The sequence below is a fragment of the Enterococcus sp. MMGLQ5-1 genome (genome assembly GCF_013155265.1).
Lineage (GTDB): Bacteria > Bacillota > Bacilli > Lactobacillales > Streptococcaceae > MMGLQ5-1.
Genome location: NZ_JABJXU010000008.1, coordinates 1 through 25,085, shown reverse-complemented (window position 1 = coordinate 25,085; position 25,085 = coordinate 1). Strand labels below are relative to the sequence as shown.

Here is a 25,085-nt window from a genome sequence, read left to right as displayed (position 1 = left end):
AAAGCCTCAATATACAGAAAAACAGTTGTCTTACGACAACTGTAAAGATATATTTTACTATCAAGCAGTCAAAAAACTAAGCCATAGCTGATTGAATAAGAATATCTAGCCCTTTTCTACTTCAATTTCAGCTAAGATTTGTTTCATTTCATCTGAAAGTGAATAATTTTCCAATAAATCTGGTCTTCTTAGCTTCGTTTTTCTCAAGCTCTCCCTTAAGCGCCATTGACGGATTTTCTCATGATTACCTGATGTCAAAACCTCTGGTACACTCATACCTTTAAAGCTTGCTGGTCGTGTATACTGTGGATATTCTAGTAATCCACTTGAAAACGAGTCATTTTGATGCGAGGCTGCCTGCCCCAAAACCTCTGGAATCAAACGAACAGTCGCATCAATAACTGAAATTGCCGCCATCTCACCACCAGTTAAAACAAAATCGCCCAGCGAAATCTCGTCAGTAACCAAGGTCTTAATCCGCTCATCATAGCCTTCATAATGTCCACAAATAAAAACAAGCTGATCCTCTAAAGCAAATTCCTCAGCTTTTTTTTGGGTAAATTGTTCGCCAGCCGGATCCATTAAAATCACACGTTTCTTTGCACCGTCAATACTCTCAAAAGCATCAAAAATCGGCTGCGGTAATAATAGCATTCCCTCACCACCACCATATGGATAATCATCCACATGCTTTTGGTTATTTGTCGCAAATTGCCGAAAATTAACCGTTTCAAGCTCGACAAGACCTTTTTCCTGTGCCTTACCAATCATTGAATGATTCAGAACATCAAACATTTCTGGAAAAATGGTCAAAATATCAATTTTCATCGATTAACCCTTCCATCAACTCAATCGTAACCGTATTTTCATCCAAATCGATTGCCTTAACAACTGATTCAATATAGGGAATCAAGGCGTCCTTTTTACCAGAACGAGCAATTACCCATACATCATTTGCACCAGGTGACAAAATTTCCTTAATCCTGCCAATTGTTTCACCCGTTGTTGTAATTACTGCTAGGCCAATAATTTGATGATAATAATATTCATTTTCTGGTAGCTCACTGCCATCAGATTTTTCAACTTTCAAAATACCATCACGATATTTCTCAACATCATTAATCGAATAATGTCCTTCAAAACTCAATAAATCAAAATTTTTATGCTTTCTATGACTCTTAACTGTCAATTTTATAGGCTGTTTATCAGCTTGAAACAACGTTAAAGTATTTCCGGTTTGATAACGTAGCTCGGGAAAATCTGTTTGAGAAATTACACGTACTTCTCCTTTTATACCTTGCGTATTTACAATTTTACCTACATTTAAATATTCAGTCATATGCCGTCCTCTATGTTAATAATTGTCTTGACTTCATTATAACAAAAAATACATTAAAAATTGTAAATAGATAATAAATAAGCCTCGATCCATTTTAAATCTCTCTAGCTTCAGCAAACATCTTTATCAATAAGCACTTTTTAAAATTAATTATTTGTGCCGACTAATCAAGCACAAGACCGGTATTCATTATCACTTCTTAATTCTTGAAAAATCTTGACTTCGATATAAATGAGGATTAACATTATAGGGTATAGGGGTATTTTTATTATATTTTACACAATAAATATTCCTTTAGCAGAAAAATATGGAGGTAAAACATGAATAAACAAATACTTTTATCAAGAATTGATCCTAAGGATATATATCGTGTTATTTTTACAGCGCTAATTGCTGGTCTTGTATTGACAATCAGTATGACTCAGCCAAGTAATAAAATATTAATAATATTGTTAACAGCAATTGGTTTAATCGTTGGTTGTTGGCCAATTATCATGGAATCATGGGAGGATATCCAAGCGAAAAAAATGAGCATGGATTTATCAATGCTCATCGCTATCATTGCAGCTGCTTCGATTGGTCAGGGTACTACTTCATTGGTGATTACCCTGTTTGTATTAGTTGCTGAAATATTAGAAGATTTATGCATGGCACAGGGTGAAGCGTCTTTAAGTAATTTACTCGCTTTTTTACCGCAAAAAGTAAAGATTAAGCAAAAGGATACAGCTGAAATCACCACTGTTTCACTCGATGATGTTTCACTAAATGATATTGTTATTATTTCACCCGGTGACCGAATTCCTGTTGATGGAATCGTTTTGACCGGCTTTTCTACCGTCAATCAAGCTAGGATTACTGGAGAATCAATGCCTGTTGACGTAACCAAGGATGACTATATTTATGCTGGCTCTGTTAATGGAAATGGGATCTTAGAGGTGCGAGCTGATCGAATTGGTCCAAATTCTTCATATGGACAAATCATTTCTGCTGTCAGAGATGCGCAGGCTTCTAAGGCGCCCGTTCAGCGTTTAGCCGACAAATTTGCGGCCTATCTTGTCTATACTGCTGTTATTGGTGCGATTTTAACTTGGATCATAACAAGAAATTTACACAGCGCCATTGACGTAATTATCGTTGCTGGTGCTTGCGGTATCGCAGCGGGCACACCGTTGGCACTACTAGCTTCAATTGCTAGAGCAGCAAATAATGGCGCCTTTGTTAAAGGCGGAGAATCTATGGAGACGCTCGCTAAGATTGATACCGTTATTTTCGACAAAACTGGAACATTGACCAATGGTAATCCAAAAGTAGTGGCTATTGAAGGTACTGGCAAATTTACCGAAGATGAGCTACTTCAGCTTGCAGCAAGTGCTGAATGGCACTCTGAGCATCCCTTAGGAAAAGCCATTATTGCTTCGGCTCAGGCCCAAGGATTAGAATTAATTGAGCCAACTTATTTTGAAAATCAACCGGGCATCGGCTTAAGGTCCATTGTTAATGAACAACAAATTGAAATAGGCAATGCAACCTTAATTAATGGTGCTTCAATTGATACTGAGTCAAATCATCAGCACAGCATTGTCGTTTATATTGTAATCAACGATCAGTTTAGTGGAAAAATTTACTTGACCGATGAAATTCGCGAAACCTCAAAGGAAGGCATCAAAAGCTTAAAAAAGCTTGGATTAAGAGTAATTATGCTGACTGGTGATACTAAAAAAACTGCGCTGGAGATTGCCAAAGCGCTGGAGATTGACAAGGTATATGCACAATTAATGCCAGTCGATAAGCTCGCAATTATTGACAAAGAAAAAAAACAAGGACATCTGGTTGCAATGGTTGGTGATGGGGTTAATGATGCACCTGCCTTAGCTCAAGCAGATGTAGGCATTGCAATGGGAAGTGGTACTGCCATCGCCAGAGAGTCAGCCAAAATTATTCTCGTTAGTTCAAAAATAACCGATTTAACCAATCTTTTAGTGCTTTCAAAAAGGGTCAATCGAATTTTAGTGTTTAATTTTTTAGGAACATTAACCATAGATATCATCGGTATGTGCCTTGCAGCATTTGGCTTTTTAACACCAATATCGGCAGCATTAATTCATGTAATCAGTGAGTCAATTTTTATACTGAATTCTGCTCGGCTAATCCCTAAGCCAAATTGGCATCATAAATAATTCTATTTGCTTTAAATAATGCTCTTAAAGCACTATCAAGAATACTCAGAGCCTCAAATGCAATAATTTGAAACCCAACTGTTTGACCTGTGGGGTTGGGACAAAAGTCCTAACCCCTTTCGTATTATTTTTAAATTACGGGCTTTCTCTCTCAAAACGGTTCAAATAGATATGTCATTCGGTCAGACAGAAAACGTCTGACTGTATAAATGAATGACTTGTCTATTTTTCACAGTTTTAATCAGAGAGAGTCTGCACCTTTTTTCTACGTCGTTAAACGTCTTTTATCCGATCTTCTTTTTTCGATGTCATTGATATCATAATGACGCGCACTTTGCATGCGCCCTCAAAATCGTCGATTTAACATACAACTTTGCAAGTACAAAGCTGCGAATACACCAATAGAGCGACCAAAAATATTTTTAAATAACAGCTCGTCCAGCATGATATCGTCAAAGATACCATTATGACAAGTATTGTTAACAAATACCCTATCATCTAAGCAGACTTATGAATATTTTTCAATTATCAATAACTTCTTTTCTCCATCCTTCTTACCCAAAAAATCAAAATATAGAAAATCATCATTATTAATATTTCCGAAACAAAATTGCATTAAATTTCTAATAAATAATTTTTAAACTTAGTTTATCAAATATAAGGAGGTAACTTAAATGTAAATCAACTTAATTATAATCTATGCAATATCCTAATAGAAATATGTTGATTATTTATTAATTATCACAAGTAGGCTAGAAATATGTGATAAAAAGCAGAATTAAGAAAGGAAACTCAGATGAACAAAAACACTGAAAATTTATTAGAGGCTCAAATTAAAGATCGCTTGGAAACTGGTTTTAAAAACTGGAATGGCGGCTATGATAATTGGTTAGAATGGTGTAAAACCTTATATGAACCAGATGCTCATTACAATGTCTATGGGCAGCGCTTAGACATGGCTGGTTATCAAAAGCTGATGGGTGACTTCTTTAAAAATTATGATATCAGAATGGGTGAATTTCATAATATGATTATTAAAGATGATTGGTGTGCAATTCGTTATCGAACTTATATTTGGGACAAAAAGCAGGAGAAAGAATTTGAACAAGAATCATTTGAATTTGTTCATTTTAAGGCAAATCCGTCACCAATCGGTGTTCGTGTAATTGAGGGATGGGCGACTTCAACAAATCCGTTAGAAGCGTAATTTTTAACCTTAAATTTAGATGGTGATCAATTCGCCAATTAAAATTTTAACAGTCAAGTCAGCTAAATAATAATAACCTCCAAAAGTTAAATTTTAAAATTCAACTTTTGAGGTTTTTTAGGTTCAGCTATAATGCCAATAAAACTTATTCACCCGATAGCGCCGATGAATATCAGCTATATGAGAAGAACATGCTTTTACATTTCAAGCTATTTAACAATTTTGAAACAATTCCAAAACACAATATGAATATTTCCAAATTATACTTATAATAGTTATTAGATTTTAAATATAAATGATAAATTAAATAATGAAATGAATTGTAAACAAATGAATGATATGCATAGCTAGAAAGAATTGAGAGGATGTAATAATCATGGTTAATATATTAGTCGTTGAGGATGACTTGAAGCTAAATCAAACAGTATGTACTTATTTAAATGATAGCGGCTTCCAAGCAAAAGGCTGCTTAAGTGCCAATGATGCACTTGAAGAAATGTATAATAATCTTTATGAAATCATTATCTCTGATATTATGATGCCAGAGGTTGATGGTTTTCAGTTTGCAGAAAGTGTCAGGCGTGTTAATAAGCAAATCCCTATTTTATTCATGTCTGCAAAAGAAGATTTGACTTCAAAGCAAAAGGGGTTTCAGCTTGGTATAGATGATTATATGGTTAAACCAGTTGAGCTCGGGGAGCTACTTTTAAGAGTGCGCGCCTTACTGCGACGTGCAAACATCGAAATGGCACGTAAATTAATAGTTGGTAATCTTGAGCTGGATGCAGATGCAATGACCGCTGTTATCCAAGATGAGGAGCTACCGATTACAACTAGAGAATTCAATATTTTATATAAGCTATTATCCTATCCCAAGAAAACATTCTCAAGAGCACAGCTAATGGATGAATTCTGGGGAATAGAAAGTGATACAAGCTTGCGAGCAGTCGATGTTTATATTACTAAGCTAAGAGATAAATTTTCAGAGTGCGATGCCTTTGAAATCAAAACTGTTAGGGGCATTGGCTACAAGGCGGTACTGCTATGAAAAGGAAAAAAACAGATCAGCCTATCCAACACGGACATTCTCTATTTTCCCTTTCACTTTTTACAACCTTTTTTTTAGTACTGCTTCTCATGTCAGGTGTTCACATCGGCTTGATTGTCTTTATGAATAAATATAACATCAATAGTCTAATCCAAGTCTTTATACCAACAATCTATTGGGCAATCGTCGCATTATCTCTAACGCTTTATACAGGAAAACGGGTAAAATCTACCTATGAAAAGCCGATGCTTCAATTGGCAGAAGCAACTAATAAAGTAGCAACGGGCGATTTTTCGGTTTATGTATCCCCCTTACACACCGCTGACAAACACGATTATCTGGATATGATGATATTAGATTTTAATAAAATGGTTGAAGAGCTCGGCAGTGTAGAGGTTTTAAAAACTGATTTTTTTTCTGATGTTTCCCATGAGATTAAAACACCCTTAGCAGTTATTCAAAATACCACTGAGTTATTGAGAAATCAAAAAATTTCACAAACAGGGCATGAAATATATCTAAATAGCATCACACAAGCTACAAAGCGTCTTTCTGATTTAATTACAAATATGCTGAAATTAAATAAATTAGAAAAGCAAACCATTCAATCAATGCCTGATACTTTTGATCTGAACGCCCAGTTATGTGCTTGTGCCATACAATTTGAAGATGAATGGGAGAAAAAGGAAATCGAGTTTGAAGCAGATATTGAAGAAACAGTGAAAATTGCTTCTGATGAGGGGCTGCTTGCTCTGGTTTGGACTAATCTTTTATCCAATGCTGTCAAATTTACTGATAAAGGTGGCTCGATTAGATTAACACAGCATTCTAATGAAAAAGAAATTCAAGTATCAATCTCCGACACTGGTTGTGGTATGGATGAAAACACACGTAACCATGTTTTTGATAAATTTTATCAAGGTGATACCTCACGCTCAACTGAAGGGAATGGTCTTGGTCTCGCTCTAGTTAAACGGATTATTGAAATTGTGGGTGGCTCGATCAAAATTGATAGTATCTTAAATCAGGGAACGACATTTCATATTATTTTACCGAAAACAAATGATTATTATGCGAAAGAAGATGAAACAGATGAAAAAAAATCAACAGCTGAATGATTATATTTTCTATGATTACAAAGAAATTACCGTTGATAACAATCAGGTTTCTTTATATTTAGATGGCTATGAAAATTTTGGTTGGGAGATTGATCAAAACGTTCCATTTGATAAAAAAAACTCAGAAACAACTTTGAGACTTAAACGTAATCGAAAAATAATTAATAAAGTTGAGTTAACTAGACTTCAACGAAACTTTGAATCTAATTTAGAGGAAATTCAAAAATTAGAGAAATCTAAAAATAGTTTGGCAACCTCGATTGCATTATTCATTGCTGTATTGGGAACTGCTTTTATGGCAGGATCAGTTTTTGCCGTTACACATCAACCTCCTATTATATGGTTAAGTATTCTACTAGCAATCCCCGGATTTATTGGCTGGATTTCGCCATATTTTATTTATAAAATAATCTATACTAATAAGGCAAAAAAAATACAATCATACATCGATGAAAAATATGAAAATATCTATAGATTATGTGAAAAAGGGTATTCGTTACTTTAAGTGACACTACAGTCATAAATAGAGTGTAGGTGAAAAATATATGAATAGCTTATACTTTTATAGGAGTAACTGTGATTTTAGCTAAAAATCGTAGCGATTATTTCACTGATAATAGTTTTATTATTCCTTCAGAGAGTGGATTACTCTCAATTAATTTAATAGCTTTGTTATTTTATTTTGTCAGGAGCCGTCAGAGGCTTAAACATCAATTGCTACATTTTCTCAATAAGGCCGTTAGATATAAGCAAGTAATATGATTTAGTGACATCAATAATAACCGTCTCAAAAATAAGCAAGGAGGGTATATGCTAGACATAAAAAATCAAATCATCCGCTTAAAATGGTCCTCATTTGGAAGCTATAGCCTGGCTGCTGGTAAATTAATCCTAGCAATTTTTAGTTTATCATTTTTTTTATTAATCAACGCTTTATATACTGCGATTGTTGGTTATGGCAAGCATCAAAGCGTTATCGGATTAACCAGTCCCCAAAAGCATAATCAACTCTGGTACTATAAACGAATTGGTAGCTTGATTATGGGCGCCAGTCTAGTCTATATGCTTTATTCAACTCGACTTTTCATCAATCATCAAGAAATTTACTTTGAACAAACACCCGCGTTAGCAATTGCCGCTATAACATTTACTGAAATCGTCGTGAGCCTGCGGGGTATTATCAAAGCACATCAAAATAAGGATTTGATACTAAAGGCTGTCAAATTATTAAATTTTTCCGCCGCATTAATTGGTTTAGTCTTAACTCAAGCAGCCTTATTATCATTTTCAGAAAAGCAGGTATACGCTATTCCCAATGCCATTTTAGGTCTATTTCTAGGAACAATCACTCTAGCTATCGGTCTGAAAATGGCTACCAAAAGTAAAGTTGAGACAACAAAGCCTAAAACAGTAAAAATTGCACATTCACTATTAAGCAAAACAAGAAAAATTGGTAACAGGATTGGTGGACAATTTACTCGATTTATAAATAAACAATTTCACAAAGTATTATTAATTAAGAGCCCACACTTGAAAGCAAATCGGAAAAAAAATAAAGTCCGAAAATCGAAAAAATAGAAGCCTAATTACCAATTCAGAAAAATTTCGATAATATAAACATAGCACTAAAGATAATTACGCCATTTGTCTAAGTAGCTTATTAAATTTTCCACTGCACTATGGTTTCACAGCCATTAATTAAGACAACATATTTAAACCTAGCGCAATATGATTTTTTCTCTATATATTGGCAAACCAATTAAAATGTAATCGCAAGATATATAGCTGTCGAAAAACATTTATATTACTAAAAAAGGGTTCAATCTCAAGTCAGACTGATTTTACTAAAAGGATCAATATGACTGTTAAGCAGCCGTCTTCGGAGCACTGCCCTTGGTGTTAATCAAACTACATAGAAGATTGCAGCTTTAAAAATAATTCTAAATTAAGCGTCAGGTCATCATATTTCCCGAAAACAAAACCAAATTCACGCAGCTTAGGATATTGTGTCTTTCTTATCACTTCAAGATAAATAAATAAAAATTGAAGCGAAAGATTTAGCAGTCCAATATATTATAGAGTCAAAAAAAGTGAGCAGCTTAATTATAGCTCCTCACTTAATATTAGATTAACGGCCATCGTAAATTTATACTTAAGCCTCTTCTTTTTTGTCTAAGATATTTAAACGTATTTTTTTATCGCCTTCGATACGAACACTATAAACGATTGTCCGAATTGCTTTGACAATCCGACCTTGCTTACCAATCACACGCCCAATATCCTCTGGATTAACCGAAAGATTATATTCCAAAAAATCATCAGACTCACCAATTTCTAGTTGAATTTCATCTGGAAAATCAACCAATGGTTTAACAATTGTTAAAACTAAATCCTTAACGTCTTGCTTCATAAGACACCTTCTTATTTTTTAGCGTACTTAGCTTCGTGGAATTTCTTCATCACGCCTTCTTTAGATAAAATATTACGAACAGTGTCAGAAGGTTGCGCACCTTTGCCTAACCAATCAATAATCAAATCTTCTTTGATATTAACTTCAGCTGGATCTAACAATGGATTGTAAGTCCCTACTGTTTCAATAAAACGACCATCACGAGGTGAACGTGAATCTGCTACAACGATACGATAAAAAGGTTTTTTTCTTGAACCCATGCGTTTTAAACGAATTTTTACTGCCAATTTGGCACCTCCATAAATTATTTACTCTATTAGTATATCAAAAATAATTAGACTGTCAAGTTTTTTTCTTTACACTTAATTTAACATCATTATCTATTTTATAACCACTAATTATCAAGCGTCAGCCAGAGTGCAGGGCGGACATACCATTTATGGAAATTAGTCCAAACGCCACCGATACTGCCCCCATTGACCATCGCTACGAATAAAGCATCCTCACCTGGTGACCGAAGGTAGTAGGCATTGATATTAGAACCAGTAAAATTTAGTAAATTACTATATTGCCCGATTAGATTGATATTTGCAACTATATCTCCAACACTCAGTGCGAATGCTTGTGGCTTTAATTGATTGACACCACTAGGGTTATGAAAACTGTCATCATTAGACAACTCAGTCAGCGAAGCACTAAAGCGTGGATCTGTATAGCCAGTTACTTTATTTGTCCATTTCCAATTGATATAGGACATCGGTCTCTCATCTCTTGAATAACCTGTAAAGCCGTCTCCAACATACTCGTTATAAATCGGTAAATTCAAATCAATAGGTAGAACAGCAGCGCTTGCATTAGCAGTGATATAATTAGCATAATAGCTATCAATCAATGATTTTAAATAGGAATCGCCATATCCAGTTGCAGTGGCGTTATCGTATGACCATGTTGTAAAATAAACACTTTTTCCTGAAAACTCTGTTATATATCTGCCAGTAGTCTCTCCCAATCCAGTTGCTTCAGCTTCTGTTAAAGCATTGGCCTTAAGCACCAAACGATTCACACCACTTACTCCAATCACTCGCCAAACAGAATCATTCCAAACGAACTCCTCTTTCAAGGGTGCGGCTTCACTTGGCATTTCTGTTACGGGTAAAGTTTTAATATATACGGCATATAAGGTCGTATTTCCAGTGACAGTAAAGCTATTACCATCACCAGTACCACCCAGATATTTTTGATCAGGTATATTTAATGTTGACTTAATACTTTGCTGATAGTCATTATCCGTTGGAACATATAAATTGGGTGCTTCACCTCTTCCCATATTCACCACCGTTGACCACCCTAAAAAATACTGTCCAGCTAGCTCAGGGGCATCTGGAACTTCGTAATTACTATTTTTTGCAACAACTATCGAACTGACATCATCAATCAATATATCATTAGAACCATCATAAGTTTTATAATCAATAATCACAGGCTCTTCCCACTTGGCATAGAAGGTCCTATTTCCCGTTGAGCCTTTTAAAATCGAAGTCTCAATATTTTCAAAAGTAGAGTCAGTGTACCAGCCCGAAAAGACAAAGCCTGACCTAGTCGGTATGCCAAGTTTAATCGTTTCAGTTAACACTGTGTAGACTGAAGGTGCATTTTCATCAAGAGTACCTCCAGCTAAGCTATAACTAATATTATACTCAATTATCGTCCATCTGGCATAAAGCGTTCGATTACTTGTAATTACCGTTGAAAAATCAAAGCTGACTTCACTACCTGCTTCAAACCAGCCATCAAAGCAGTAGCCTTCGCGAGCTGGTACTTCCGGCTCTTTAGCCTTCTCACCCTTAACAACGCTCTGCGCATTTGGGGCACTAGCCTCGGTCTCGTAGTCCAGATCAAAGCTCACCTGATACTTGACAACAGGTGGAGTTGGCGGCTCCTCTGGTGTCACTGGTTCTTCTTCAGAGCTTGACGAAGTTGAGTTGCCAGTTGGACTTGATGGCAATGACGCATCAGTTGAGCTGGCTGAACTCTCTGATGAGCTACTTGATGTACTGTCACTAGCAGCTGCCAATTCAAAATCACCTCCTATGATGGTTTTAAATGCCAGCTTTTCACCAGCAACGACCGTTTGATGATGATGCACTGCCTCATGGGTATAGCTGCTCGCTGCGCTGACAATGGCTGTCCCAGCAAAACCTAGGACAAGAACGCTCAAAACAAAAAACTTCCGTTTGCAGAAAAGTAACACCGCCATTGCCAACAAGACAAAGCCAATAACCGCAATTATTTTGATGATTTGCTCACTGGTTGTTGGCAATACTTTGATTGATCCATCAGAAAGCCTGATTAAAAATTGACGACTGGCACCTGCTTTTAAAGTGCCGATGTTTTCAGTGACCGTTGCTTTACCGAGCCTTTTGGCAAATTTCTCTGGCAAAACAACCTTGGCGACCGTATTAGTTGCGGTCTGGTTGAAAATATTTTTGACTGTCACGCTGACTGCTTCGGCACCTGACCGACTATTTGACGTTTCAATAATGTCAACTGCGAAATGCGTATCGGTATCAGTCGTCTCAGCAATGACACTAGCTGGCAATAAGCCAAATGAAAATAGTGTCAAAGCACTTAAAAGTAGGTACCATTTTATTGTAATTGTCTTCATCTTCCTCATCTCTTTTCTCTTTTTAATGGCACGTTAATAAACCAACCGCTCTAAATTAATTCACAATTAATAATATATAATTGTGAATTAGTTGAAACGCTCAGTGAAGTCATCTATTCAGCTATCATCATAAAAGCTAATTTTCGTGTCGTGTCGTGTCGTGTCGTGTCGTGTCGTGTCGTGTCGTGTCGTGTCGTGTCGTGTCGTGTCGTGTCGTGTCGTGTCGTGTCGTGTCGTGTCGTGTCGTGTCGTGTCGTGTCGTGTCGTCCAAGTCTAAGCATCGGTAAACCTCCTGTCAAGCATTTTTACAATCGAACCTCATTATTTTATAATCTAATTATAATTTAAAACTCATTTAAATGCAATAGCATTAAAATAAAAGCCTAAGCGAATAGTCCAATCATTCCTAGAATGATTGGACTATTCGCTTAATTTCAAGTTATTTTACGTGAATTCGGGATTCCTTCTCAGAAAGATTGCGTTATTAGTATGAAAACAGCACCTAAAGCGTGAATAATATCATTATTATAAAGAATTTCCCTCAAGCTTAAACAAAAAAAGATGAGCATGCGCTCATCTCTTTCAATTATTCTGCTAGATAGCCTTTGACCTTATCAATTAACTCAGTAACCGCAATCTCTTCTTTTTCGCCGTCTAGCTTCAATTCAACGATACCATCCGCGGCACGTTTACCAATCGTTACTTTAACAGGGACACCGATTAAGTCAGCATCATTAAATTTAACACCCGCTCGCTCATTACGATCATCCATTAAAACTTCCAAGCCGGCAGCTTCAAAGCTAGCCTCCAGCTTAGCAGTCAAGTCAGCCTGATCAGACTGCTTCAAATTAACAGGAATTAAATGGACATCAAAGGGTGCAATTGCCTTAGGTAAGATTAAGCTGTTTTCAGTCGCAAATTGTTGAGCTAATGCTGAAAGTAAACGGCTGACACCGATACCGTAGCTACCCATAATCACAGGGATTTCACGCCCATTTTCATCTAACACATTCGCACCTAGGCTTTTTGAATAACGAGTGCCAAGCTTGAAAATATGACCAATTTCAATACCACGAGCAAATTTAAGTGCACCATCGCCATTAGGTGCCATATCACCCTCTGCAACATTTCGTAAATCGACATACTCCGCAACGTTAAAATCACGCTCAGGATTAACATTCACAAAGTGATAGTCATTTTCATTTGCACCAACGGCAACATTCTTGACATCAGCCACATAAAGATCACCAATCACTAAAATAGCCTCATCAATCCCAACTGGTCCTAATGAGCCAAAATTAGCACCTAAATAGCGTTCAGCATCAGCTTCACTTGCAGGCTCTAAGAAATCGGCACCCAAATAATTTTTCAGCTTAACGTCATTTAGTTCATGGTCACCACGAAGCAAGGCTACGACAGGTTTACCATCTGCAATAAAAAGCAAAGTTTTCACTGTTTGTTTTTTGTCAAGGTTTAATAGCTCCGCAATACCCTCAATCGTCTTGACACCGGGAGTTGATACTTTTTCAAGTGTTCGCAACGCTTCGTCATTTACTTCGCTGATAAATTGTGAGGTTGCCTTTTCCAAATTAGCAGCGTAGGTTCCATGCTCAGAATAAACAACTGTATCCTCACCAATCTCTGAAATTGCCATAAACTCCGTTGAAGCAGAGCCCCCCATTGAACCACTGTCTGCCTGAATGGCACGAAAATTCAACTGCAAGCGTTTAAAAATTGCGCTATAAGCAGCCTCATACTGATCAAAAACCGCATCTAAACTCGCCTCTGTCGCATGAAAGCTATAACCATCCTTCATAATAAATTCACGACAGCGCAATAAGCCATTACGTGGGCGCTTTTCGTCACGATATTTAGGCTGAATTTGATAAATATTTAAGGGTAGCTTCTTATAGGAACTAATTTCATCACGAATCAAAGCAGTAAAGGTTTCCTCATGCGTTGGTCCCAAAATAAAGTCAGTCAAATCACGATTTTTAAGCTTATATAAATCCTCACCATAGGTTTCATAACGCCCTGATTCTTTCCATAAATCTGCATTTAATAACGCAGGCATCAGCATTTCAACCGCATCAATCTTATCTAATTCTTCTCGAATAATTGTCTTTATCTTCTCAAGTACACGATTGGCAAGCGGCAAATAAGCATAAATTCCAGCAGAAATTTGTCTAATATAGCCTGCTCGTAATAAAATTTGATGGCTCAATACCTGTGCATCATTTGGAACTTCCCGTAAAGTAGGAATCAATAATCTGGATTGCTTCATTTTTTCAAAACTCCCTAATCATATACTTTTATCTTTTTTTAATAATAACTATTAGATTATTAAATCAATAAATAATTTGTCTAATTCATTATAAATAATAACCACTCACAATTAAACTAAATAACAATATTTATCGGTTAAATAATCTAGAAATGTCATTCCAGGTTACAAGCACCATTAAAATAACCATAAAAACCATGCCAATAACCGTGATAATACCCTCTTTTTCTTGCGATAGAGGCTTACCACGTATCGCTTCAATTAAATTCATTAAAATTTTACCACCATCCAAGGCTGGAATTGGTAATAAATTAAAAATACCTAAATTCATTGAAAGTGCCGCCATAAGCGCCAGAACAGATTGCCACCCTTGTTTTGAGACTGTCGAGCTAAGCTCAAAAATCATAACTGGACCACCAAGCTTATCCAAATCAGGCTGTGCAATTAAGTTTCCTAAGGCCTTAAAAATATTCATTGAAACCTGCCAAGCTCGTGTAAAGCCGCCTGTAAGCTTAGCCAAAAAAGAACGATCCAAAGGCTGAGTAATACCGATTAGATAACTCTTTTGCCCATCAGCCTCTTGCAATTTTGGTGTCACAACAGCTTCAAATGTTTTATTATTGCGTTTGACCTGCCACGTCATTGGCTGACCTTCAGAAGCATTGATGTCAGAAACTAGGTCATTCCAATTAGAAATCTTGCTATCGTTAATTGAAATAATCTGATCATCTTCTTTTAGACCTGCCTTTGCCGCAGCACCATCAGCTGCGACTTGACCAATCCGATTGGTTGATGACGTTTCAACACCACCCTGCGCGAAAATCAGAATGATAAAAATAACAATACCTAAAATGAAATTATTCATCGGTCCAGCAAAATTGGTCATTATCCGATGGGAAAGCTTCGCAGACTGAAACTGAACATCAATCGGTGCAATTCGTAGTATCGTACCATCCTTTTCAATCATGGTCGCATCATGATTGACTGGAAAACGTTGACTTTCCCCATTTACCAGACCAGTAATGGTTAAATCATAAACTAAGTCATAATCCGTCACCTGAATTGGTAAGCCTTCTGAAAGCTGTTTTTCAGAGAGATTAATCTGTGTAACCTCACCCTTTGGTGAAATTTCCAGGCTGGCTGGAGTCCCTGTTTTAATTTCTTGATCATCTTCGCCCCAGCCTGCCATACGAACATAGCCGCCTAGCGGCAAGATACGAATCGTATAGGTCGTACCATCCTTACCCTGATGACTAAAAATTTTAGGACCCATACCAATCGCAAATTCTCGTACTAAGATACCCGATTTTTTAGCAAAATAAAAATGTCCAAATTCATGAATCACCACGATAACACCAAAAATAATAATAAAAGTTAAAATTGTTTGCATATTTTCTACCTAATCTTTCGAGAGACGCGTAATCTAGTTTCCTCGTCTATCTTTATAATTTTATCTAAATCTAAGTGCTCCACCTCTTGATGCTCAGCTACTGCTTCACTAATCAACTGCTCAATTTCCAAAAAAGTAATTTTATCTTGCAAAAAAGCAGCAACCGCAATTTCATTGGCAGCATTATAAACGGTTGGATAGCTGCCACCTTTATTACCAACCCAATATGCTAGAGCAAGCATTGGAAAACGTTCGTAATCCATCGCTTCAAAATGAAGCTGACCAATTTCTGCCAAGTCAAATGGCTTTTTGTGATTCATTTTTAAGTGCTCCGGATAAGTCAATGCATATTGAATTGGCTGACGCATATCATTAGCACCTAATTCGGCAAAGCTAGCACCATCTTTCATCGTAATCAGGGAATGAACAACACTCTCGCGATGCAAAATCGTTTTGATTTGATTATAAGGTAAATCAAACAAGAAATGTGCTTCAATCACTTCAAGCCCCTTATTAACCATCGTTGCTGAATCAATCGTTATTTTCTGTCCCATTGACCAATTTGGATGATTTAAGGCATCAGCAACAGTGACGCCTTCAAGCTCAGCTCTTGTTCGATCTCTAAAGCTCCCACCACTGGCCGTAATTGTTATTGATGTAATATCTTCACGGCGCACCCCCTGCAAGCATTGAAAAATCGCCGAGTGCTCACTATCTACGGTTAATAAATCAACATTATTCTTTTTAGCTAGAGCCGTAATAAAATCGCCAGCCATTACTAGCGTCTCCTTATTCGCAATCGCAATTTGACGCTTCAATTCAATTGCGCGAATCGTCGCACGGAGCCCTACAGAGCCCATTACTGCTGTTAAAATTAAATCATAATCTGTTGAGGCTAATTCAACCAAGCCTTCAAGACCAGAAAAAACAGTTAGCTCTGAAAACTCACTTTGCAATTCTTGCGCTAATTGAACATTGCCAGCCGCTACAAATTTTGGCTTAAAATCACGAATAATCTCACATGCACGTTCAATATTTTGATTAAATGAAAAGCCAGCTAGCGAAAAGCTTTCTGGATGGCTCTGAATGACATCTAAGGTGTTACCCCCAACGGAGCCAGTTGCCCCGAGTAAACAAATTTTTTTCAAGCTAAACTCCTAAAAAATATTAAATAAATGCATAATTGGAAAAACAAAGATTAAGCTGTCAAAACGATCTAAAATACCACCATGTCCTGGTAAAATATTACCTGAATCCTTGACGCCAAAGTGACGCTTAATAGCACTCTCAACTAAATCACCAAATTGTGCAAAGGCGCTAAAAAGAATTGTTAAAATCAACATGATCCACAATGAGTAAGGGAAGATTGATGGCTTTAAGAAGGCAAAAATCAAGGTAACTATAATTGCTGAAAAAATACCACCAAGCGAGCCTTCAATTGTTTTATTTGGAGAGATAGCTGGGTAAAGCTTATGTTGACCAAATTTCATACCAAACATATAGGCACCAATATCGGTCGCCCAGACAATACAAAGTACAAATAGTAAAATTGCAAAGCTACTCTGACGTGCGGTCACTAAATTTTGAAAACCGACACCACAGTACAGGCTGACGATTAAAGGAAAGCCAGCTTCATCAATTGTATAAGCATTTTTAGAAAATACAGCGCCACCAAGCAAAACAAAGGCGACTAGAGTAAACAAAAGCCATGAAGCGTCTTTTGGCATAAAGGTCAAATAATTTTGCACCGGAAAAGCAAGCACTACTGCACCTATCATTGACAAAATGCCCTCAAAGGATAATAAATCTAAATTTCTCATTTTAAATAATTCATAAACGGCGATACCCGCTAAAACAGCAGCCAAAATTTGTAAAATAATACCACCAAAATAAATTACCGGGATAAAAACAGCTAACGCAATCACCGCTGTAATAACACGTGTTCTCATTTATTTGTGCCCTCCAAAAAAATTACCTTTATTTTTATTTAGTTAAACCGCCAAAACGACGATCCCTGTTTTGAAAATCATTAATTGCTAAATCTAAAGATTTTTCATCAAAATCTGGCCAATATTCTTGCGTAAAGTAGAATTCAGTGTATGCCACCTGCCAAAGCAAAAAGTTGGATAATCGATGCTCACCACTCGTCCGGATTAGCAAATCTGGATTACGATACTCAATTGGCAAGCGGTTGGTCATTAGCGAGGCCGAAACCAAGGCTTCATTAATATCACCAGGATTAATTTCACCCAGCACAACCCGTTCAGTAATATCTTGGATCGCATCGACAATTTCCACACGACCACCGTAATTCAAGGCAAAATTTAAAATCAGACCAGTATTAAAACGTGTTGCCTCCTCAGCTTTTAATGCATATTCCTTTGTTTTAACAGGTAAACCATCTAAATCACCCATCATCTGTACCTTCACATTATTTGCTTTAAGCTCAGGTACAAAATTCTCGTAAAAATCTATCGGAAGTCTCATTATAAATTCAACTTCACTCTCTGGTCTTGACCAATTTTCAGTTGAAAAAGCATAGACAGTTAAAACCTTAACACCAATTTCATTTGCACGTATTGTAACTTTTTTTAAGGCGTCCATACCAGCCTTGTGACCAAATACTCTCGGTTTTCGTTTATTTTTAGCCCAACGACCATTGCCATCCATTACAATCGCGATATGATTGGGGATTTTACCAGTTGGTTGTTGAGATATTGTTTTCGTGAAAAAATTTAGCACTTTTCAGCCCTCCCATGCCTTTAATCATATCATAAATCAAAGTAATTATTAGCAAGTTTTCATAAATTAAAGAAAAATCAAAAAAGTCTGGCTCTTTTTCTCGCCATTCAATAAACGAAGATTTTGAAAAATTTATAAATTGAAATTTCTCCACTTTTATTCAAAAAAACCTCGCTTCCACGAGGTTTAAAATATGGCTAAAAGCTTAAATTATTTCTCTTTAAGCTGCTTTTGTAAATTTGAAATTTCTTTTTGCGTTTCAGATTGCACATCTGCAACAATTTTTTTGACATCATTTCTTTTAATCGACCAGCCAGTAAAGATGCCTAGAAAAAAAACACCTAAGATTAAAAAAAGTAATGGTAATTTAACCGAAAAGAAAATAATCATTAGCTCGACTGAATTCATATTTTGAAATGCAAAAATAGTGATTAAAATTAAAATAATAAGCGCAATAACTCTTTTAGGTGTTGCAATTTTCTTTAAAGTATCCAACTTAGTACCTCCTTCAGCGTAAACTTTAGTTGACCTGTAACATCCAATAATTTTAATTCAAACTGTGATTATGCGCCGTTGTGAATCGATGCTATTAATTTGATTATAATTACAAATAGAGCTGATAGAATCATAATAAAAATCACAATTGTTACTACAATCACCACAATTTGAATAATGAACACGTAGCACCCACCACAGACAAAAATCCAAACAAGGTTAAAAAAGAAATTAAGCTTAATGAAGGCAATAGACCTTATTAACACTCTCCAATAAAATTGAGCGAAAATACACCCCAATTCCATTTTTCAACTCAGCTGGTGGCTCATTTAAAATCTCAACTTCTTTATAATAAGAACATTAAACAATTTAAATATACACTATTAATCATATTTAATAAAACAAAAAGCCATTTTATTGCAAGATGGCACATTTTATAATACTTTTTGCGCTGCTCAAGCCTGCTTTGAATGTTATATTTTTATTGTAAAAACAGAGTTTTTCTGAGAAATAAAACCAAATTAGACCAATAACGAATGGATCGAAATATTTATCAGCCCAATTTATTGTAGAGCCAAAAAGAAAAAGCATACTTTGAAAGTATACTTTGTCTACATTCTGTGACATCCTATTCAAAATGGCAGTTAAAAAATAATTAATTTAAATTTTTTAATAAAATCAGTTGAGTAATTCTCAAGCTCTAAATTGAGTCATCCCTTATCCTTAAGCTGTCTTAGACCTGAATAGGCGTATTCAACTTTGATGCAACGATTCATGACAATATTATGACGATGGTTTTTCTGCAAAATATCGGCCGCTTCAGCACTTTCTAAGCCCAACTGAGCCCAAAAAACATCTGCATCAGTCGCAATAAAATCTTTAGCAATTTCAGGCAAAAATTCACTTCGCCGAAAAATATCAACAATATCAATATGCTCTGGAATATCCTTCAAATTAGCATAAACCTGTTCACCTAAAATCTTCTCACCAGCTAACACAGGATTAACGGGGAAGATACGATAACCATCCTTTTGCAAGCCTTCTGCAATTAGATAGCTTGTTCGGTCTGTTCGATTACTTAGACCAACCACGGCGATATTTTTCGCCTTTTTCAAATAACCAAAGATTACCTCTTGGCTTGGATTTTCAATGCCCATCAAAATACCTCCTGACCATTAATAATTAATAATTACACTACTTTGTGCCAAACAATCTGTCACCGGCATCTCCGAGACCCGGCACAATATAACCATGCTCATTCAAGCGTTCGTCCAAGCTAGCAGTATAAATATCAACATCCGGATGCGCTTTTTGCAATGCCTTAACACCCTCTGGCGCCGAAACTAAGCAGACAAATTTAATATTACCCGCACCACGTTTTTTCAAGGAGTCAATCGCTAGAATCGCAGAACCACCCGTAGCGAGCATTGGATCAACTACAAAAATCTGGCGTTGATCAATGTCTTCTGGAAGCTTCACCAAATATTCAACTGGCTGTAAGGTTTCCTCATCACGATACATACCAATATGTCCTACCTTAGCAGCTGGAATTAAAGATACAATCCCATCTACCATCCCAATACCCGCACGTAAAATTGGTACAACCGCTAATTTTTTACCAGATAATGTTTTTTGAACAGACTTAGTAATCGGTGTTTCAATTTCGACATCTTCTAAAGGCAGATCACGACTGACTTCATAGGCCATTAGCATCGCAATTTCATTGACAACCTCACGAAATACTTTAGTTCCGACATCCTTTTGACGAATAATTGTTAATTTATGCTGAATTAATGGATGCTCAATTACTTGAAATTTTCCCATTTGCAAGCTCCTTTTCTATTGTAAAAACTTTGCTCAGATAATATTAAAACATTGCCTAGAGACTTTTTCAATCATAACGTTATAAAATTAAAAAATTAAAGCCTTTTATTTATCAAAAAATTCAGTTAAAATGGAGAATGACTATTATTCTAGGAGGTTAATAATGCAATCATTTTTCGAAGAATTACAAGCACGTGGCTTGATTTACCAAACCACTGATGATGAGGCACTAAAGGAAAAATTAAATAACGAGAAAATTAAGCTATATATTGGCTTCGATCCAACTGCTGACAGTTTGCATATCGGCTCATTGGTTCCCATATTAATGCTTAGACGTTTTCAAATAAATGGCCATACGCCTTATGCCTTAGTTGGTGGCGGAACAGGCATGATTGGCGATCCATCCTTTAAAGATACTGAACGCAGCTTAAATACAACTGAAACAGTTCAAAATTGGTCAAATGCAATCCGTGACCAGCTTGCGCAATTTATTGACTTTGAGGCAAAAGAAAATCCAGCATCTATTGTCAATAACTATGATTGGCTAGGCTCACTCTCACTCATTGACTTCTTGCGGGACACTGGCAAAAATTTCACAATCAACTATATGATGAGCAAGGAATCTGTTAAGCGAAGAATTGAAACAGGCATTTCCTATACTGAATTTGCCTACCAATTGCTGCAGGGCTATGATTTTCAAAAATTATTTGAAGATTACGGCATTGAGCTACAGGTTGGTGGTAGTGACCAATGGGGCAATATCACGACTGGTACAGAGCTAATTCGTAAGGAAACTGGCAAACAGGGCTTTGGCTTGACTTTGCCACTGATTACAACTGCTGATGGCAAAAAATTTGGAAAATCAGAGGGCAACGCCATTTGGTTGGATGCCCAAAAGACAACGCCTTATGAATTTTACCAATTTTGGTTAAATACGACTGATGAGGATGCGGTTCGCTTCCTAAAATACTTTACCTTCCTCACATTAGAAGAAATTGCACAAATTGAGATTGAATTTAACGAAAATCGTGGGTCACGGTCAGCTCAAAAAATCCTAGCACGTGAGGTAACAGCACTTGTTCACGGTCAAGATGCTTACGAACAGGCTGTTCATATTTCAGAAATTCTTTTTGGTGGCGGCGATTTAAAAACCTTGAATGTGAAAGACATCAAGGTTGGCTTAAAAGACGTTGCAACCTATAATGTGACTGCTGAAACACCTTTAAATCTGGTAGATTTCCTAGTCGAGTCAAAAATCTCGCCATCTAAGCGCCAAGCACGTGAGGATATCACAAATGGTGCCATTTATATTAACGGCGAACGACAACAAAAGCTTGATTATACGCTCTCTGATGCAGATAAAATCGAAAATGAGCTGACCGTCATCCGACGTGGTAAAAAGAAAAACTTTTTAGTCCAATATTAATTAAATAAAAACAACTGCCTTAATTTGATGCAGCTCCTAATGGATAGACTAAAAAAGCTATCTTAGGAACGTATCTCATTAGCTCAGTTGTTTTTTATTGGCTCAATATCAACCAAGCCGATTTGACTAAAATACTCAAGATGGATATTAGGGTTGGGACAAAAGTCCTAACCTTTTTTGGATTGTTTTTAATTTACGGAGGACAATGCGACAACGACTAAGCAAAAAATCCGCTAAGGTACGTTAGATAGGTCATCCGGTCAGATAGAAAGCGTCTGACTGAATAAACGAATGACTCGTCTATTCTTCACAGTTTTAATCAGAGAGAGAAAGCACCTTGTTTGACGATTTTTTCACAAGACAATTTAGCATATTTTCTAAGTCGCAAAACATCTTTTGTCCCATCTCCGTAGTGTTACTCAAGCTGAATAGAATACTGAAACTTGAGAGATATTTCTAAATTACGCTTCATCTGCATCCCCAACGGTTTGCCCAATTTTTCGTAGAGAGAATACCGAATTCACGTCTTAGACAATGCTTTATTGCGAAAATGGTATTGTTTCGCAGAAAGATTGGCTTACCCGCAAATATTGACTGCATTAATTATAGAAAGATAGGTCTTTTTATCATTTTGAGACAAATAAAAATTGGACTGAAATATTTATCAGTCCAACTTTTATAACGCTTTTTATTAATTCTTTCAATTCAACGTATGAAAATTAATAAGTAGCCTCGTCAGGATTTCGTGCTAATCCAGCCGTACCGTGCAAGCCATCAATTAATTCAATATCCTCAGCCGACAGCTTAAAATCAAAAATTTTAGTATTCTCAATGATTCTTGCCTTGTGAACAGATTTTGGTAAGGGTAAATAGCCCTTAGCTAAATGCCAGTTCAATACAAGCTGCGCCACTGTCTTACCATACTTCTCAGCCAAAGCAACTAATTCTGGTACTTCAAAAATTTTACCTGTACCTAAAGGTGAGTATGCCTCAGTTAAAATCGATTTTGACTGATTATACTTCACAACCTCTATTTGCTGATCACTTGGATTGACAAAAATTTGGTTCACCTGTGGTAGAATACTTGCGTTCTTTAAAAGACTATCAATATGATGCTTGTGAAAATTTGAAATACCAATGGCTCTGACTTTTCCTGCCTTAACAGCCTCCTCCATTGCACGCCAAGCCTCAGCATTTGCCTCCTGCCAATGATCGCGAACTGCAAGCGGATTAGGCCAATGGATTAAATACAGATCAACATAATCTAATCCTAAACGCTTTAAAGAATCATCTAGTGCCTGCTTGCCGCCTTGATAGCTATGCGCATCATTCCACAGCTTAGTTGTCACAAATAATTCATCTCTAGGTAAATCAAATTTTTTAATGGCACGCCCTACTGATTCTTCATTGCCATATATCGCCGCTGTATCAATATGACGGTATCCAGCCTCTAACGCATCCAACACCGACTGCTCAGCCACTTCGCCATCAGGTGTTTGCCATGTTCCAAAGCCAACTATCGGAATTTTTACACCATTACTTAATTCAAATGTATCAGTTAAACTCATCCTAAAACCACCCTTTCTTATTTACCTACATTATATTTTGAAACATGAAATTTTACCAACAATTCGTTTGAAACAGCTAAAATCATATTCTTATTCAGCTAAAAATTCTTTGGTTGATACAACTTTGGCAAAGGTTTCAAAAGAAGCTAAAAAGGCAGTTTGTACCTCTTTTGCACTTACAATTTGCGAGTCAAAGGCTAATTCTCTTGTGGTTACTGCATCTAAAATTACAATTGGCTGATAGCCTAGCTCAAAGCTGGCTCTCGTTGTTGAATCTATACACATATGGGTCATCATACCAGTTATGACCAACTGCTCAATCTCAAGCTTGTCAAGAAGCTGCTTCAAATTTGTTTTATAAAATGAATTTGGAAATTGTTTTGTTACAATAGTGCTTTCTGGATTTATAATCAGCCCTTGGTGTAGCTTGACCCCAGAAGTGCCAGCCATAAAAAATGGGGCAATTTTGTGACGGCTGATATGTTGAATGTAAATGATTGGTTGATTCATTCTAATAAATTTCTTTTCCAATTGATTAATTTTTCTTAGTACTGTTTCTGGATGCTCTAATGGCAGTCTTCCATTTTTAAAATAATCATTCTGAACATCAATTACCAATAGTGCACGTTTTTTTTTCATTAAATCACTCCTCTAACTTTGATATAATTATCATATAGAAAAAATAAATGAATACACAGCGCTTACTGAAAAACAAAAAAGCAAATTGATTTCATGATGAAAGTAGGTAAAATGGATAACATTGATCAAAAAATAATTCAGCTATTAAAGCAAAACAGTAAAATGACAAACAAAGCTATTGGAGAGCAAATTCATATGTCGGGTCAAGCAGTCGGCAACCGCATTATTAAGCTACAGGAATCTGGAGCCATTAAAAATTTCAGTATCAGCATCAATTACCCACAAACACAGTTCATTCGCATTTTTATGAATTCTAACCGATTTAAACAATTTGAAAAGCAAGTCAATCAATTTGAACCAATTTCCGAATTCTATAAAATTTCTGGTGGTGCCTGTTACCTAATAATTGCTCATTTTGAAACCAAGCAGCTTGTCGAATTTCTTGAAATTATTGATAAATGGTGTCGCTATAGCATTGAGACCGTTATTGAGCCTTTGAAATAAGCTTTTAAAGCTTCCTCCATTTATCGCTTCTAAAAACAAGTTAGTCGGCATGACAAAAAAAGAAGCTAAGTTGCCGGTGGAACTGACACTATAATTAGATACAATTAAAAAAGAGCACCTCAAATTTAGTAAAATAAATTTGGAGGTGTTTTTCTAATGGCAAAACATAATTATTATCCGGAGACATTAAAAATTCAGATCGTTGAGAGATTATTAGCAGGAGAATCGGCTTCATCCCTTCGGGAAGAA

At 36.3% G+C, this 25,085-nt stretch carries 23 protein-coding genes; 8 read left to right on the top strand and 15 right to left on the bottom strand.

All coding sequences use genetic code 11. The annotated features are described in order from the left end of the window. Positions 1-105: 105 nt before the first annotated feature. Both trmD and rimM read right to left on the bottom strand, forming a co-directional pair. Complete coding sequence (gene trmD, locus HOY35_RS08995) at positions 106-828, bottom strand: tRNA (guanosine(37)-N1)-methyltransferase TrmD (RefSeq protein WP_172212768.1); 723 nt, start codon at positions 826-828, stop codon at positions 106-108. Continuing rightward, positions 818-1,339 (bottom strand): ribosome maturation factor RimM, encoded by a 522-nt coding sequence (gene rimM, locus HOY35_RS08990; RefSeq protein WP_172212770.1) that lies wholly within the window; start codon positions 1,337-1,339, stop codon positions 818-820. Before rimM ends, trmD begins: the two co-directional genes overlap by 11 nt. Before the next feature lie 320 nt (positions 1,340-1,659). Here rimM and HOY35_RS08985 point away from each other — a divergent pair, with 320 nt between their 5' ends. The 6 genes from HOY35_RS08985 to HOY35_RS08960 all read left to right on the top strand — a co-directional run bounded on the left by HOY35_RS08985 (position 1,660) and on the right by HOY35_RS08960 (position 8,467). Beyond that, the gene (locus tag HOY35_RS08985; protein ID WP_172212772.1) at positions 1,660-3,516 is read left to right on the top strand and encodes a cation-translocating P-type ATPase; all 1,857 of its coding nucleotides are present in this window, start codon (positions 1,660-1,662) and stop codon (positions 3,514-3,516) included. Between the two features lie 796 nt (positions 3,517-4,312). Next, the gene (locus HOY35_RS08980; RefSeq protein WP_172212774.1) at positions 4,313-4,723 is read left to right on the top strand and encodes a hypothetical protein; all 411 of its coding nucleotides are present in this window, start codon (positions 4,313-4,315) and stop codon (positions 4,721-4,723) included. Between the two features lie 376 nt (positions 4,724-5,099). Beyond that, positions 5,100-5,771, top strand: coding sequence for a response regulator transcription factor (locus tag HOY35_RS08975; protein ID WP_172212776.1), 672 nt, complete (start codon positions 5,100-5,102; stop codon positions 5,769-5,771). Next, positions 5,768-6,889, top strand: a complete 1,122-nt coding sequence (locus tag HOY35_RS08970; protein WP_172212778.1) for a HAMP domain-containing sensor histidine kinase — start codon at positions 5,768-5,770, stop codon at positions 6,887-6,889. Before HOY35_RS08975 ends, HOY35_RS08970 begins: the two co-directional genes overlap by 4 nt. Next, on the top strand, positions 6,864-7,394 hold the full coding sequence (locus tag HOY35_RS08965) for a hypothetical protein (protein WP_213173268.1): 531 nt from the start codon (positions 6,864-6,866) through the stop codon (positions 7,392-7,394). Before HOY35_RS08970 ends, HOY35_RS08965 begins: the two co-directional genes overlap by 26 nt. 305 nt (positions 7,395-7,699) lie before the next feature. Next, positions 7,700-8,467: a hypothetical protein gene (locus HOY35_RS08960; RefSeq protein WP_172212782.1), complete on the top strand. Its 768-nt coding sequence runs from the start codon at positions 7,700-7,702 to the stop codon at positions 8,465-8,467. Positions 8,468-9,041: 574 nt separating this feature from the next. Here HOY35_RS08960 and HOY35_RS08955 read toward each other — a convergent pair. The 11 genes from HOY35_RS08955 to upp all read right to left on the bottom strand — a co-directional run bounded on the left by HOY35_RS08955 (position 9,042) and on the right by upp (position 20,699). Beyond that, a complete protein-coding gene (locus HOY35_RS08955) occupies positions 9,042-9,299 on the bottom strand; it encodes a KH domain-containing protein (RefSeq protein WP_172212784.1) in 258 nt (85 codons plus the stop codon). 11 nt (positions 9,300-9,310) lie between these two features. Further along, positions 9,311-9,586, bottom strand: coding sequence for a 30S ribosomal protein S16 (gene rpsP, locus HOY35_RS08950; protein WP_172212786.1), 276 nt, complete (start codon positions 9,584-9,586; stop codon positions 9,311-9,313). A gap of 107 nt (positions 9,587-9,693) precedes the next feature. Beyond that, the gene (locus HOY35_RS08945) at positions 9,694-11,973 is read right to left on the bottom strand and encodes an InlB B-repeat-containing protein (protein WP_172212788.1); all 2,280 of its coding nucleotides are present in this window, start codon (positions 11,971-11,973) and stop codon (positions 9,694-9,696) included. A gap of 577 nt (positions 11,974-12,550) precedes the next feature. Continuing rightward, positions 12,551-14,248, bottom strand: a complete 1,698-nt coding sequence (locus HOY35_RS08940) for a proline--tRNA ligase (RefSeq protein WP_172212790.1) — start codon at positions 14,246-14,248, stop codon at positions 12,551-12,553. A gap of 130 nt (positions 14,249-14,378) precedes the next feature. Then, complete coding sequence (gene rseP, locus HOY35_RS08935) at positions 14,379-15,638, bottom strand: RIP metalloprotease RseP (RefSeq protein ID WP_172212792.1); 1,260 nt, start codon at positions 15,636-15,638, stop codon at positions 14,379-14,381. 5 nt (positions 15,639-15,643) lie between these two features. Further along, the gene (locus HOY35_RS08930) at positions 15,644-16,786 is read right to left on the bottom strand and encodes a 1-deoxy-D-xylulose-5-phosphate reductoisomerase (protein WP_172212794.1); all 1,143 of its coding nucleotides are present in this window, start codon (positions 16,784-16,786) and stop codon (positions 15,644-15,646) included. A 9-nt stretch (positions 16,787-16,795) separates the two neighbouring features. Next, positions 16,796-17,587, bottom strand: coding sequence for a phosphatidate cytidylyltransferase (locus HOY35_RS08925; protein ID WP_172212796.1), 792 nt, complete (start codon positions 17,585-17,587; stop codon positions 16,796-16,798). A 34-nt stretch (positions 17,588-17,621) separates the two neighbouring features. Then, positions 17,622-18,380, bottom strand: a complete 759-nt coding sequence (locus tag HOY35_RS08920) for an isoprenyl transferase (RefSeq protein ID WP_349627501.1) — start codon at positions 18,378-18,380, stop codon at positions 17,622-17,624. Between the two features lie 210 nt (positions 18,381-18,590). After that, positions 18,591-18,875 (bottom strand): LapA family protein, encoded by a 285-nt coding sequence (locus HOY35_RS08915; RefSeq protein WP_249641518.1) that lies wholly within the window; start codon positions 18,873-18,875, stop codon positions 18,591-18,593. 710 nt (positions 18,876-19,585) lie between these two features. Then, positions 19,586-20,032: a CoA-binding protein gene (locus HOY35_RS08910; RefSeq protein ID WP_172212798.1), complete on the bottom strand. Its 447-nt coding sequence runs from the start codon at positions 20,030-20,032 to the stop codon at positions 19,586-19,588. Between the two features lie 37 nt (positions 20,033-20,069). Further along, entirely contained in the window at positions 20,070-20,699 is a 630-nt protein-coding gene (upp, locus tag HOY35_RS08905; RefSeq protein WP_172212800.1) for a uracil phosphoribosyltransferase, read from the bottom strand. Between the two features lie 160 nt (positions 20,700-20,859). On the opposite strand from upp, the gene tyrS reads away from it, so the two are divergent. Next, complete coding sequence (tyrS, locus tag HOY35_RS08900; protein ID WP_349627502.1) at positions 20,860-22,125, top strand: tyrosine--tRNA ligase; 1,266 nt, start codon at positions 20,860-20,862, stop codon at positions 22,123-22,125. A 719-nt stretch (positions 22,126-22,844) separates the two neighbouring features. Here tyrS and HOY35_RS08895 read toward each other — a convergent pair. Continuing rightward, the gene (locus HOY35_RS08895) at positions 22,845-23,693 is read right to left on the bottom strand and encodes an aldo/keto reductase (protein WP_172212804.1); all 849 of its coding nucleotides are present in this window, start codon (positions 23,691-23,693) and stop codon (positions 22,845-22,847) included. A gap of 90 nt (positions 23,694-23,783) precedes the next feature. After that, positions 23,784-24,332, bottom strand: a complete 549-nt coding sequence (locus tag HOY35_RS08890) for a cysteine hydrolase family protein (RefSeq protein WP_172212806.1) — start codon at positions 24,330-24,332, stop codon at positions 23,784-23,786. 111 nt (positions 24,333-24,443) lie between these two features. Here HOY35_RS08890 and HOY35_RS08885 point away from each other — a divergent pair, with 111 nt between their 5' ends. Next, positions 24,444-24,836 carry an Lrp/AsnC family transcriptional regulator gene (locus tag HOY35_RS08885; RefSeq protein ID WP_172212808.1) on the top strand — a complete coding sequence of 131 codons (393 nt, stop codon included), beginning with the start codon at positions 24,444-24,446 and terminating at the stop codon, positions 24,834-24,836. Positions 24,837-25,085: the final 249 nt, after the last annotated feature.

Bases quoted from the DNA above. Each gene is read 5' to 3' on its own strand.
- trmD (WP_172212768.1), bottom strand. From the start codon at position 828: ATGAAAATTGATATTTTGACCATTTTTCCAGAAATGTTTGATGTTCTG.
- rimM (WP_172212770.1), bottom strand. From the start codon at position 1,339: ATGACTGAATATTTAAATGTAGGTAAAATTGTAAATACGCAAGGTATA.
- HOY35_RS08955 (WP_172212784.1), bottom strand. From the start codon at position 9,299: ATGAAGCAAGACGTTAAGGATTTAGTTTTAACAATTGTTAAACCATTG.
- HOY35_RS08910 (WP_172212798.1), bottom strand. From the start codon at position 20,032: ATGGGCATTGAAAATCCAAGCCAAGAGGTAATCTTTGGTTATTTGAAA.
- HOY35_RS08980 (WP_172212774.1), top strand. From the start codon at position 4,313: ATGAACAAAAACACTGAAAATTTATTAGAGGCTCAAATTAAAGATCGC.
- rseP (WP_172212792.1), bottom strand. From the start codon at position 15,638: ATGCAAACAATTTTAACTTTTATTATTATTTTTGGTGTTATCGTGGTG.
- HOY35_RS08985 (WP_172212772.1), top strand. From the start codon at position 1,660: ATGAATAAACAAATACTTTTATCAAGAATTGATCCTAAGGATATATAT.
- HOY35_RS08885 (WP_172212808.1), top strand. From the start codon at position 24,444: ATGGATAACATTGATCAAAAAATAATTCAGCTATTAAAGCAAAACAGT.
- HOY35_RS08965 (WP_213173268.1), top strand. From the start codon at position 6,864: ATGAAAAAAAATCAACAGCTGAATGATTATATTTTCTATGATTACAAA.
- HOY35_RS08945 (WP_172212788.1), bottom strand. From the start codon at position 11,973: ATGAGGAAGATGAAGACAATTACAATAAAATGGTACCTACTTTTAAGT.
- upp (WP_172212800.1), bottom strand. From the start codon at position 20,699: ATGGGAAAATTTCAAGTAATTGAGCATCCATTAATTCAGCATAAATTA.
- HOY35_RS08970 (WP_172212778.1), top strand. From the start codon at position 5,768: ATGAAAAGGAAAAAAACAGATCAGCCTATCCAACACGGACATTCTCTA.
- HOY35_RS08940 (WP_172212790.1), bottom strand. From the start codon at position 14,248: ATGAAGCAATCCAGATTATTGATTCCTACTTTACGGGAAGTTCCAAAT.
- HOY35_RS08975 (WP_172212776.1), top strand. From the start codon at position 5,100: ATGGTTAATATATTAGTCGTTGAGGATGACTTGAAGCTAAATCAAACA.
- HOY35_RS08960 (WP_172212782.1), top strand. From the start codon at position 7,700: ATGCTAGACATAAAAAATCAAATCATCCGCTTAAAATGGTCCTCATTT.
- HOY35_RS08925 (WP_172212796.1), bottom strand. From the start codon at position 17,587: ATGAGAACACGTGTTATTACAGCGGTGATTGCGTTAGCTGTTTTTATC.
- HOY35_RS08890 (WP_172212806.1), bottom strand. From the start codon at position 24,332: ATGAAAAAAAAACGTGCACTATTGGTAATTGATGTTCAGAATGATTAT.
- HOY35_RS08895 (WP_172212804.1), bottom strand. From the start codon at position 23,693: ATGAGTTTAACTGATACATTTGAATTAAGTAATGGTGTAAAAATTCCG.